Source organism: Streptosporangium sp. NPDC005286, assembly GCF_040607515.1.
Classification (GTDB): domain Bacteria; phylum Actinomycetota; class Actinomycetes; order Streptosporangiales; family Streptosporangiaceae; genus Streptosporangium.
This window is the reverse complement of record NZ_JBEXGU010000227.1, coordinates 1-11,454: the sequence shown is the minus strand read 5'-3', so window position 1 is coordinate 11,454 and position 11,454 is coordinate 1. Positions and strand designations below refer to the sequence as shown.

General features: G+C 69.1%; 11 protein-coding genes. 2 read left to right on the top strand and 9 right to left on the bottom strand.

What is annotated here, in order from left to right:
- Nucleotides 1–161: 161 nt before the first annotated feature.
- From ABZU75_RS42105 to ABZU75_RS42080, 6 genes are all read right to left on the bottom strand, one after another.
- Nucleotides 162–1,334, bottom strand: a complete 1,173-nt coding sequence (locus tag ABZU75_RS42105) for a CoA transferase (RefSeq protein WP_355567617.1) — start codon at nucleotides 1,332–1,334, stop codon at nucleotides 162–164.
- Nucleotides 1,335–1,513: 179 nt separating this feature from the next.
- Nucleotides 1,514–2,173, bottom strand: a complete 660-nt coding sequence (locus tag ABZU75_RS42100; protein ID WP_355567614.1) for a histidine phosphatase family protein — start codon at nucleotides 2,171–2,173, stop codon at nucleotides 1,514–1,516.
- Nucleotides 2,174–2,288: 115 nt separating this feature from the next.
- Complete coding sequence (locus tag ABZU75_RS42095) at nucleotides 2,289–2,492, bottom strand: cold-shock protein (RefSeq protein WP_350929493.1); 204 nt, start codon at nucleotides 2,490–2,492, stop codon at nucleotides 2,289–2,291.
- Nucleotides 2,493–2,858: 366 nt separating this feature from the next.
- The gene (locus tag ABZU75_RS42090) at nucleotides 2,859–4,721 is read right to left on the bottom strand and encodes a hydantoinase B/oxoprolinase family protein (protein WP_355567609.1); all 1,863 of its coding nucleotides are present in this window, start codon (nucleotides 4,719–4,721) and stop codon (nucleotides 2,859–2,861) included.
- The gene (locus ABZU75_RS42085) at nucleotides 4,699–6,804 is read right to left on the bottom strand and encodes a hydantoinase/oxoprolinase family protein (RefSeq protein WP_355567606.1); all 2,106 of its coding nucleotides are present in this window, start codon (nucleotides 6,802–6,804) and stop codon (nucleotides 4,699–4,701) included. Before ABZU75_RS42085 ends, ABZU75_RS42090 begins: the two co-directional genes overlap by 23 nt.
- 205 nt (nucleotides 6,805–7,009) lie before the next feature.
- A complete protein-coding gene (locus ABZU75_RS42080) occupies nucleotides 7,010–7,453 on the bottom strand; it encodes a hypothetical protein (protein WP_350929487.1) in 444 nt (147 codons plus the stop codon).
- Between the two features lie 301 nt (nucleotides 7,454–7,754).
- Between ABZU75_RS42080 and ABZU75_RS42075 the strand changes: the two genes are divergently transcribed.
- Nucleotides 7,755–8,399, top strand: a complete 645-nt coding sequence (locus ABZU75_RS42075; protein ID WP_355567601.1) for an SRPBCC family protein — start codon at nucleotides 7,755–7,757, stop codon at nucleotides 8,397–8,399.
- A gap of 246 nt (nucleotides 8,400–8,645) precedes the next feature.
- On the top strand, nucleotides 8,646–9,287 hold the full coding sequence (locus tag ABZU75_RS42070; RefSeq protein ID WP_355567598.1) for a thymidine kinase: 642 nt from the start codon (nucleotides 8,646–8,648) through the stop codon (nucleotides 9,285–9,287).
- Between the two features lie 25 nt (nucleotides 9,288–9,312).
- Here the strand turns inward: ABZU75_RS42070 and ABZU75_RS42065 are convergent, their stop codons facing one another.
- From ABZU75_RS42065 to ABZU75_RS42055, 3 genes are all read right to left on the bottom strand, one after another.
- Nucleotides 9,313–10,011: a DsbA family oxidoreductase gene (locus tag ABZU75_RS42065; protein ID WP_355567596.1), complete on the bottom strand. Its 699-nt coding sequence runs from the start codon at nucleotides 10,009–10,011 to the stop codon at nucleotides 9,313–9,315.
- 339 nt (nucleotides 10,012–10,350) lie between these two features.
- Nucleotides 10,351–10,563 (bottom strand): DUF5999 family protein, encoded by a 213-nt coding sequence (locus ABZU75_RS42060; RefSeq protein WP_355567593.1) that lies wholly within the window; start codon nucleotides 10,561–10,563, stop codon nucleotides 10,351–10,353.
- Between the two features lie 571 nt (nucleotides 10,564–11,134).
- On the bottom strand, nucleotides 11,135–11,454 hold a 320-nt coding region (locus ABZU75_RS42055; protein ID WP_355567590.1), incomplete at its 5' end, for a transposase.

The following is an 11,454-nucleotide window of genomic DNA, read 5'->3' as shown; positions in this document are numbered from 1 at the left end:
GCTCCCACGGATTCGAGAGCTTGGAGCTGAGGAAGCACCCCAAGGTCGGTCTGCGATCTTGTGTTCAACGTAGCCATCTGGATCACACCTCCAGTTCGTGATGGCCAGGGCTGGTCAACACGGGGCTTCGAAGCGCATCACCGCGCCTCAAGCCCCCTCCTTCAGGAGGGGGTCGTTGACCGTTCACGTTCCTCCAGCCAGGCGAGGACCTCGTCGTTGTGCTCGCCGAGGGCCGGCGGGGCGGTATGGCGCATGGGAAGGTCGCCGTCGAAGCGGAGCGGCGGTCCCGGCAGCTCGATGGTGCCGAGCACGGGGTGGTCGACCTCGACGACCAGCTCCTGGGAACGGGTCTGCTCCCAGGCGTAGACCTCGTCGATGGACCTGATCGCCCCGGCGGGCACCCCGGCCTCGCCGAGCGCGGCCAGCCAGTGCGCCCTGTCGTGCTTGGTGAGCCTCCGCTCCATGTCCGCGATCAGCTCGTCCCGATGCGCAAACCTTTCCCTGTTCGTGGCATATTTCGCGATATCTGGATCTATCTCCAGCAGGGTGGCGACCTTGCGCCACTGCGCGTCGTTCGCCACCGCGATCTGGATCATGCCGTCGGCGCAGTGGAAGGCCCCGTACGGGGCGATGGAGGCGTGGTGGTTACCGTTGGCGACGGGCACCTGGCCGCCGACGGTCCAGGCCGTGCCGTGGTAGGAGTGCACCCCGGTCACCGCGGCCAGCAGCGAGGTCCGCACGACCTTGCCCCGCCCGGTCCGCTCCCGCTCGTACAGCGCGGCCAGTACACCGTAGGCGCCGTGGATGCCGCCGAGCAGGTCAGCGATCGAGGCGCCCACCCGGTACGGCTCGTCGGCCGACGGGCCGGTCAGGCTCATCAGTCCGGCCTCGCCCTGCGCGATCTGGTCGTACCCCGGCCGGCCGCCCTCCGGGCCGTCATGGCCGAAGCCGGTGATCGACAGGATGACCAGGCGGGGGTTGAGCTCGTGCAGCCGCTCGACGGGGAAGCCCAGCCGGTCCAGGACGCCGGTGCGGAAGTTCTCCACCAGCACATCGCTCTGCCGCACCAGGCGCTCGATCAGCGCCTTGCCCTCGGCGGACTTGAGGTCGAGGGTGATCGACTGTTTGTTCCGGTTGGCCGCCAGGAAATAAGTAGAAATATCACTATCAGGACCCACGAACGGTGGGCCCCAGCCCCGGGACTCGTCACCTCCCCCGGGATGTTCCACCTTGATCACCCGAGCACCCAGATCGCCGAGCATCTGCGTGGCGTGCGGACCCGCGAGCGCACGAGAGAGATCGAGAACGACGATGTCGCCGAGTGCTCCCTGCAAGATCAACCTCCGATGCGTGGCGGCCGGACCCGGCCGGAGGAGCGCTTCCTCCGTTCCCGGCCCGCTTGCCATGAGACTGGCACGATACCCGGATGGGGGAATCCCATGATCCCCCATACCAGTACCCGGCGGGACGCGCGGGGGGAGATCATCAGGAAAACCCCGGCCGGAGCGGAGCATTACCGCGGCCGTGTCCCCAGCAGGTGGCCCACCTCGTTGAAGACCTCGGGCCTGGTTCCGCGCCACACCGAGACCGAGGCGTTGCCGACCGGGCCGAACGCCTCGACGGAGTCGATCGGGACATCCTCGATCACGTGCTTGAACATCAGCACGACCGAGTCGTGCGCGACGACGAGAACCCGGCGCCCGGCGTGCCCGGCACGCAGCTCCTCGACCACTTCGCGTATCCGACCGGCGACATCGGGGAAACTCTCCCCCTCCGGGGGCCGGAAACCGCCGTACAGACGCGCCACCAGGTTCTCCGACTCACCGGGAAACCTCTCCCTGAGCGCGAGCAGGTTCATCCCCGACCAACGTCCCATGTCATGGTCCTTGAGCCTCGGCTCCAGCCGGATCTCGGGGTCCGCACCCAGCTCGGCGGCGACCAGCTCCCAGGTCTGCACGGTCCTGCGGTACGGCGAGCACAGGACGAGTTCCGGCGGATCCCCTGCCGCCAGGTGCCGCCCCAGCTCGGTGGCCTGCTCCCTGCCGAGCGGGGTCAGCTCGGCCTCGGAGTCGGGGCGCTCCAGGACGACCGCCCGGCCCGCGCGGAAGGCCTCCTCGAAGGCCACGTTGGACTCGCTCTGACCATGTCGTACCACAGTGATCGTCAGCGGCATTCCCTCATGAAAACGCCTTCTCGCTCAGCGGGCAAGGAGCGCCGGGCGCGGAACGAGCCGGGGCCCGCACCCTTCGAAGGATGCGGGCCCCGGCCCTTGCCGTGCTGGTGCTACATCAGACCGGAACGATGTTCTCGGCCTGCGGGCCCTTCTGGCCCTGCGTGACGTCGAAGGAGACCTTCTGACCCTCCTGCAGCTCACGGTAGCCCTGGGCGGCGATGTTGGAGTAGTGAGCGAAGACGTCGGCGCCGCCGCCGTCCTGCTCGATGAAGCCGAAGCCCTTTTCCGAGTTGAACCACTTCACGGTTCCCGTAGCCATAACTTTCTCCTTCGATAGGGGGCAGAGCCGGAATCCGCACCGCGCGGATCCCGCGTCGCCGCGATGAGCCCATCCGGAGATGACCGGGAAAACAAAAATGCACCTGACGGATGACCTTCAGGTGCACACAGAGTTTCATGGGTACCACAACCGCAACTGCCTACAGTTTAGCACCTCCGCGGCCCGGCACACGAACTCGTCGGGCCCCTCCCCCGGCGTGCTGCCGGGGGAGGGGAAAGCGATCGCCAGGACGGGCCGGCCGTGGTCCTCACGGCCGTCGTAGCAGGGTGTCTCTCATCTCCCGATCGACCTGATACGGACCGTGAGGCGAGGCGGAACGCCGATGCGGGCGGTACCCCCGCTCGGCTACCTGAAGTCCACCTCCGCGTGCGGCAGGCCGCCCGACAGGGAGGGGAAGCCAGGGCCCCGGTCGAAGAAGGGCGCGTCGTCGGTGACCAGGGCGCGGAGTTCCGCGCGGCGGATCTCGGTGGCCTCGGCGTCCACCTGGGGATCATCCTGCGAGCCGGACAGGATGACCCCGTAGTCGTCGCGGGCGCCGGCCACCGAGACCTTGCCGTCGCGGACGTCGGCGGCCACCAGGGCGGGGTCGCGGTCCAGCGGAGAACCCCAGCCGCCACCACCGGTGGTGCGGACCCGGATGATCTCGCCCGCGCGGACCGGCGAGTCGTCCACCAGGCCCTCCATCTCCCTCCCGTCGATCTCCACGACGAAGGGTTTTCCGGCCCGGCCGCCGTTCACCCCCCAGCAGGACAGGATCGAGCGGTCGGCGATGGACATGAACGAGGCGTCGCGGAGCATCCGCAGGTGCTTGTCGTAACCGAGACCGCCCCGGTAGAGGCCGGGGCCGCCGGAGTCGCGGGCCAGGCCGAGCCGCTCGACCCGGAAGGGCCAGCGGGACTCGGCGAACTCGACCGGGATGTTGCGCGAGTCGGGCACCACGTGGATGGTGTCCTCCCCGTCCGCGTACCACCGGCCGCCCGAGCCGCCGCCGAGGACCTCGCGCATCAGGTACGGGGTGCCGTCGAGGCCGTCGCCGTAGACGCCGGTGTAGCGGATGGTCTCCTGGTCGGCGGGCATCCGGCCGCCGGTCGCCTTGGCCAGCACCCCGGCCAGCACGCCCAGCAGGCGCAGGATCACGAAGGTACGGGCGTTGGTGGGGGCCGGGAAGATCGGGGTGAGCAGGGTGCCCTTCTCCGGGAACCGCATCTCGATGAGGGGCACGACGCCCTCGTTGACGTCCAGCTCGGCCATCCGCTCGGGGGTGTCGGCCAGGTTGCGCAGGATCGGCGCCAGCCACTTCTTCAGGAACACCCCGTCGGCGTAGTCGCCCGCGTGGTTGATCGGCCCCTTGGCCTGCGGCGAGGTGCCGGTGAAGTCCATGACCAGCGGCACCTGGGCCGAATGATCGACGGTGAGGGTCATCCGCTGGGTGTGCAGGCGGGGGGAGTCCACGCCGTCGTGCTCGGCGTAGTCCTCCCACACGTGGGTGCCCTCGGGGATCTTGGCCAGCAGTTCCCTGCGGAACGTCTCGGTGGTGTTGGAAATGATCGCGTCGAAGCACGCCTCGACCGCCTCGCGCCCGTACCGGTCGAACAGCTCGCCCAGCCGCCGCGCGCCCATCAGGCAGGCCGAGCACTCGGCGTCCAGGTCTCCGGCCAGCGAGTCGGGCATCCGCGAGTTCCGGGTCATGATGGTGAGCGCCGCCCGGTTGGGCACGCCCTCGTCCCACAGCTTGATCGGCGGGACCATCAGCCCCTCCTCGAACACGCTGCGCGCGTTGCTCGGCATGGAGCCGGGCACGCCCCCGCCGATGTCGTCGTGATGACCGAACGCCTGCACGAAGGCGACGACCTCCCCGCCGTGGAAGACCGGGACCGTCACGCACAGGTCGGGCAGGTGCCCGATGCCCCCCTCGGACAGGTAGACGTCGTTGTGGAAGAACACGTCGCCGGGCTTCATCTCGGCGGTCGGGAAGTCCCTGACGATCGGCTGGACCAGCGCCGAGTAGGACCTGCCGGTCAGCTTGCGCAGCCGTACGTCGTGGATGCCCGCGCGGAAGTCGTGCGCGTCGCGGATCATGGGCGAGCGGGCGGTACGGGCGATGGCCGTCTCGACCTCCATCTCCACGGACGCGAGCGTTCCCTCGACGATCTCCACCAGCACCGGGTCGGCCGCGCTCGCCGATTCAGCCGTTGTCGTTCGCTGCACGGCGCACCTCCAGGTTTCCGAACTCGTCCATGGTCGCGGTGAAGCCGGGGTGAACCGGCAGGGTGGAGCCGTACTCCTCGATGACCGCGGGACCGCTGATCTCCGCTCCGGCCGCCAGGTCGGCGCGGCGGTGGATCGGGGTGCCGCCCCACTCGTCGTAACAGACCTCGCGGAAGGCGACCGGCTCGGGCCGGCTCGTACCGTGCGGCCGGCGTCCGATGGCGGGGCGGATGATCGGGCCGATACCGGAGACCCGGAGATTGACCCACTCGACGCCGTGCCGGGGGTCGTCACGGTAGCCGTACCCGTAGAGCTTGTGGTGCTCGGTGTGGAAGCGGTCCAGCACCTCGGCCCGCCACGCCTCGTCCAGCGGTCCGGCCGGGGCGGGCACCCTGACCTCATAGGCCTGGCCGTAGTAGCGCAGGTCGGCGCTTCGCGCGTAGACGTGCGCCTCTCCGGCGAAGCCCTCGCGGTCCAGGGCCGCGGCCGCCTGTCCCTCCAGCTCACCGAAGATCTCCGCGGCGGCCGCGAGCGAGAGGTCGCGGGTGACGAAGGTGCGCACGTAGTCGTTCTTGACGTCCACGGTGAGCAGCCCGAACGCCGAGACGTTGCCGGGGTCGGGCGGGACGATCACCGAGGGCAGGCCGAGGATGTCGATGAGCCTGCAGACCAGTAGCGGTCCCGAGCCGCCGAAGGCGACCATGGGGAAGTCGCGCACGTCCAGGCCGCGCTTGACGGTGATCTGGCGGATGGCGTTCGACTGGTTGAACGCGCTGATCTCCAGGATGCCCGCCGCGGTCCGTTCGGGAGTCAGTCCGATCTTGCCCGCGAGCGCCTCGATCCCCTGCCGGGCGGCGTCGGCGTCGAGCGGGATCTCCCCGCCGAGCAGGTGCGCCGGAACCCGGCCGAGGAAGACGTGCGCGTCGGTGACGGTGACCTCGGTGCCGCCCCGGCCGTAGCAGAGCGGCCCCGGGTCGGCCCCCGCGGACTTGGGCCCGACCTTCAGCGTGCCCTCCGGGGAGATCCACGCGATGGAGCCGCCGCCCGCGCCGACGGTCACGATGTCGATCATCGGGATCTTGCAGGGGTAGCGGCCGATGCTGCCCTCGGTGGTCAGCGACGGCTCCCCGTCGACGACCACCGCGACGTCGGTGGAGGTGCCGCCGCCGTCCAGGGTGATCACCGAGGGGTGCCCGGCGGTGGCGGCGATCAGCGCGGCGCCGAGCGCGCCCGCGGCCGGTCCGGAGAGCACCGTGGTGATCGGCTGGTGCACCACCTCGGCCGCGGAGAGCACGCCGCCGTTGCTCTTCATGACGGAGAACGGCAGGCCCTCGCCCGCACGCGCGGCACCCGTCTCGCCCCCTTGGCCGTCCACCTCCAGACGTTCGGCCAGGTTGGCGATATAGCGGCGCATCGTCGGTTTGACCGCGGCGTCGACCAGCGTGGTGACCGAGCGCTCGTACTCGCGGTACTCGCGCAGCACGTCGCACGAGATCGAGACGACGGCATCCGGGTGCTCCCGTTCCAGGACCTCCCGCATGCGCAGTTCGTGGGCGGGGTTGGCGTACGAGTGCAGGAAGCAGACGCCGATCGCGGTGATGCCGCGATCACGGAACCACCGGGCCGCCTCGACGGCCTGCTCCTCGTCGAACGGCCGCACCTCGGCCCCGGTGTGGTCCAGGCGCCCGCCGACGGTCCTGACCCGGTGCACCGGGACGATGCGGGGCGGCTTCACCCAGAAGTAGGAGTTGCCGTAGCCGTCGGGCACGCTCTGGCGGGCGATCTCCAGGATGAACTCGAAGCCCTCGGTGGTGACGAAGCCCAGGTCGGCGATACGGTCCTCAAGGAGCTGGTTGGTGGCGACCGTGGTGCCGTGCACCACCGCCGACACGGCTTCCAGGGTCACCTCCTCGGCCCCGGCCGCCTTTCTGAGGACCTTCCATACCCCCTCCATGAACCCGTCGGCCGGGTTGGTGGGGGTGGAGGGAGTCTTGGTCGTGGTGATCTCACCGGTCTGCTCGTCCACCGCGACCACGTCTGTGAACGTGCCCCCGGTGTCGACCCCGATACGGACGCTGCGCATGCCCCCGTGTCTACCCAGTCCCGGCGAATCCGCAAATCGGCGGACCCTGCCGAAGCTACGGCCGATCCTTGGGCAGTGTTGGCGAGAGCGGAGGGGTGAGTACCGGTGGACGTCCGGGGCCGGACCCGGCCGCGGAGACGCGAAAGGCCGGCCCTGCCGAAGGTCGTCCGGAGGCCGGCCCCGCTGGAGGTCCGCGGTGCCTGTTCTAGCGGCGCCGGGGACCCATGGTGGTGTTGATCACCGAGTCGGCGTCGTGCGCGTGGACCTTGGCGGCGAGGCGGATGGCGATCTCATTCGTACGGCGCAGCTCGGCCTCGACCCTGTCCTTGCCGGACTGGCCGATCTGCACGCCGAAGTAGGCGCCGATGATCGCACCCGAGACACCGACGAGCCCGGCGAACGGCGCGGTCGTGTCACCCCCGCGCAGCGTGATCACCGCGAAGCCGATCAGGATGACCACGAGCCCCACGATGACGACGTAGAACCCGTACCGCCAGCGAGCCGCCTCGGCCTGGGCGGCGACGGCCTCGTCCTCGCTCATCATCGCCGCGAGCGCCACCGGTATCTCCGCGGTCTCCGCGGAGGGGCCGGAGGTCAGGGTGGCCGGGGTCTTGCCGAGAGGTGGAACGGTCTTGTTGGTGGTCGTCACTGGTTCTCCCACTTTCCGATATGCCAAAGGGAATCTCCCACGCTTTTCACGGTCAAGCCAAGTCAAGCCCAGTCAGGCTACGTCAGCCAGGGATCACCCACTCCTACCAGCGCATCTTCCCTCCAAACCCCCTCGTACCTCCCGTCTTTCACCCTTGGTCGCAGACCATGACCTTTCAGGCGGATGTCCGAGGATGGACCGTTACAAAACATGAAGATCACGATCTGCGTTCGGAACGTGGAAACCATGATCGGATGCGGTAGAAGACTTTCATCACCTCCCCTCTTCTCCTGAGGTATCCGTGACAAAGCTCTTCCGGCTTCTCATGGCCCCGCTGTCCGCCGCCGCCCTCCTCCTCACCGCCTTCTCGACCCCTGCCCGCGCCGACACCGACCCTCTGCTCGCCGCCCAGTGGCAGATCGCCTGGAACACCTACAGGTTCTACGAGTGCCTGACCGCTCCCCTGCCGATAACGGGAAGGAAGCAGGTCAAGCGTGATGTCTCCACCGAGATCAACGCCCCGGTGGAGCACGTGTTCGACGCCTACTCCAATATCAACAACCATCTGGGCATGCACTCGTTCCTGAAGCGGGTCGTCACGCACGCGGATTGGAACGAGCCAGGAACGCGCTACGTCAACTTCACCGCGGTCGAGGAGATCCCGGTCGCCGGGCTGCCGGTCACCAGCAACACGCACGCGCAGCAGCGCGTCCACCGCGACGACCTCTACTACGAGACCGACACCTGGACGCTGCCGAACGTCGTCACGCACCAGAAGATCGTCTTCACCGACCTGGGCGACGGGCGGACGCGGGTCACCGAGCACCTCACCTTCGAGGCGAGCATCCTGCTCATCGACTTCACCGTGACCAACGGCGTCTCCTCCCACCAGGCGACGCAGGCGGGCCTGAAGGCGGCGATCGAGAGCGGCCTGCTCCGACCGTGAGGATGTAGGTGAACGCCTCCCGGTGGGGTCCGACCCTTGCGCCGACTGACCACGGTGTCCTCAACGGGATCTGTCGACTCCATCCGGGAGGCGTTCGTCCGCACTCACCGACCGATGGGGCTCACCCGCCGGGCGAGCCCCATCGACTCCCCGGCACCACGGGGATCGTACGGTCAACGAAAGCGACAAACCGGTCACCAGGGGTGGAGATCGCTGACCGCGTAAGAAGTACTAGGCTGGCGCCCCGTGACCGAAACGTCTGCCCTCTCCGCCGTTCCCGCCGTCTCCCGGGACGGGGTGCTGCGCTTCTACTTCGGCCCGATGGACTGCGGCAAGTCCACCCTGGCCCTGCAGATGAACTACAACCACGGCCGCCAGGGCAGGCGCGGCCTGGTGCTCACCAAACACGACCGCTCGGGCAACGCGCAGGTCACCAGCCGGATCGGTCTGGGCAGCGAGGCCGTCGAGGTCGACGACGACCTGGATCTGGTGGCCCTGGTCCGCGCGCACCAGCCCATCGACTACGTCATCTGCGACGAGGCGTGCTTCTACACGGTCGCCCAGATCGAGCAGCTCGCCGACCTCACCGACGACTACGGCATCGATGTCTACGCCTTCGGCCTGGCCTCGGACTTCCGCTCGCGGATGTTCCCCGCCGCCCAGCGGCTCTTCGAGCTGGCCGACGAGATCAACCGCCTCCAGGTCGAGGTCCTGTGCTGGTGCGGACGCCCCGGGCGCCTGAACGCCCGGGTGGTCGGCGGCAGCATGACCCGTACCGGCGAGCAGGTGGTCATCGGCGACACCGGCGCCGCTCCGATCCGCTACCAGGTCCTGTGCCGCCGCCACCACCGCTCCGGCGAGCTCGGCCTGCCCGGTCTTCCCGGCTGACCTCCCCCTCGCGGGCCCGGCGTCATCAGACGGCGCAGTAGCCCTCGTCGTCGCAGGCGTCCCCGCCGGTCTGGGCGGCCTTGACCGCCCTGGCGGCCGGTGACTGCCCGGTGCGCTCGGCGACCTCTTCGAGGGCGGCGAGCAGGGTGTCCTCGGGCTGGGCGCCGGAGACGGCGAACTGGCCCTCGAACAGGAAGAGCGGCACCGAGCTGACGCCGATGGCGCGGGCCTGGGCCAGCTCCTCCCGCACCGCCGCCGCGCCGTCCTCACCGTCGAGGTCCGCCCGTACGCCGAGCTCTCCGGCCAGCTTGGCGAGCACCTCGCGCGAGCCGACGTCGAGACCGTCGGTGAAGTGAGCCCGGAAGAGCGCGTACAGCGCCTCCTCCCCCTTGCCCTGCTCTCCGGCGAGCCGGATGAGGCGGTGCGCGTCGAAGGTGTTGGCCTGGATCGCGTGGTCGAAGTCCAGCACCAGCCCGTCCTCCGCGGCGACCCCGCCCACCCTCCCGAACATCTGCGCGGCCTGCTCGGCCCCGCCGAACTTCTTCGCGGCCCAGGTGAGCGTGAGCTCGCCGTTGGACTTCGCGTCCGGCATGAGCTGGAACGGTCTGAACTCGACCTCCACCTCCCCGCCCTTGGCCCGGTAGCGCTCGACGGCGCGGGCGAAGCGGGCGTGGCCGATGTAGCACCAGGGACAGACGACGTCTGAGTAGATTTCAACCTTCACATACCGCTGCAACCGGTGCGGAGGGCCGCTCATTCCGCGGTGTCGCCCGCGGCCGCGGCCACGCGGCACCCGGTGAGACGGAGCGGTCAGTACGGCAGCCGCCTGCCCGCCGGAGTCCGCAGGTCCAGGGTGAGCCGGGCGGCGGAGCGCGACCGCTTGCGGAGGTGGATCCGACGCATCGTCACCTGACCTTCTCGGGCTGCCGGTCGCCGGTCGGCTGCCATGCCCCGGGCGCCGGGACCGGGACGAAAAAGAGCCGCCGGGGCGCCGTCCCCCGGTGCGGGGACGGGTCGGCGGCCATAGCGGCGGCCACAGGGGAGGCTGGAGCGGCGAACGCTCTCACGCCGCCCCGACGCAGTGGCTGTGATGGGCGGGAATGTCACGATGGGCGGGAATGCTACGTCCGTCGGGCATAAGCTCCCCGGTGTCATCGAAGACCACCACGCCGTTGCAGAGCAGCCCCCACCCCTGCTCTGGGTGAGAGACCACGAGACGCGCCGCCTCATGGTCAAAAGCGTCCGCGGACGGACAGGGGGGTATGTGCTGGCACACGGTCTTGCTCCGATCTTGATTGTCTGCGGGAAGGACTCCCGGCTCAGCGGGAGACGGCGCGGACGACCTTCCCGGCCGACCTCGCATCGGCTTCACGGAATCTCGCCTTCGCATCCGCGCCGGCACTTCGTGTGCTCCAACGCGACCAGGTTCTGGTGGGCAGCCCCGGTGGCGACCGCGGACTCCCCCGCCGGCGTCACCGCGTCCGTCTGTCCGATGACCCGAACATGACGCGGGATCTTCTAGCGGCGTTCCCTGAGCAAACAAGTTGTTAATTTGTCGCCTTCTTGGTGCTAATTAACCTTTGTCTACACCCGTACATGCCCATCGTCGATAGAGCCAGAGTCTTGTCCTGGTAGAGCATTCTTTGCGATGAGAGGTCCCCTTGATACCAGGCGGAACCTGCCGACCGTGGCGAGGAAATCGCGGCCGGACGCGGCCGGCGCCGGGGCGATGTGACAGGCGTCGAACTCCTCGTGTCACACCGCACCGGACCGGCGGCCGGGAGGATGTCAAGGAGCTTGAACTCCTCCCCGGCCTGGGGGCCGGAGACTCTCCCGTCGCGTCGCGGTCAAGCGGCGCGCGGGGGTTGACGCTTCGCAGACCGGGTAACCCCGAGGTCTCCACGTCCTGACACCGGCGTTCCGACGGCGTTCTTAATATTGATCGCGGCGTTGGTGTCGGCATGCCCGACCCAACCACACGCGAGGTTGGCGCAGGCGTACCTTATCCCGTCCCGGGCCGCCGGGTCACAGTGACCGCACCGGTGACAGGTCTGCGAGGTCCCCCGCGCGGGAACCTTCACCACCTGGCCGCCCCGCTCGGAGGTCTTGTACTCCAGCAGGGTGACCGTCCGGCCCCACGCCTGCCCGGCGATCAAGCGGTTCAGCC

Bases quoted from the DNA above. Each gene is read 5' to 3' on its own strand.
- ABZU75_RS42100 (WP_355567614.1), bottom strand. From the start codon at position 2,173: ATGCCGCTGACGATCACTGTGGTACGACATGGTCAGAGCGAGTCCAAC.
- ABZU75_RS42095 (WP_350929493.1), bottom strand. From the start codon at position 2,492: ATGGCTACGGGAACCGTGAAGTGGTTCAACTCGGAAAAGGGCTTCGGC.
- ABZU75_RS42085 (WP_355567606.1), bottom strand. From the start codon at position 6,804: ATGCGCAGCGTCCGTATCGGGGTCGACACCGGGGGCACGTTCACAGAC.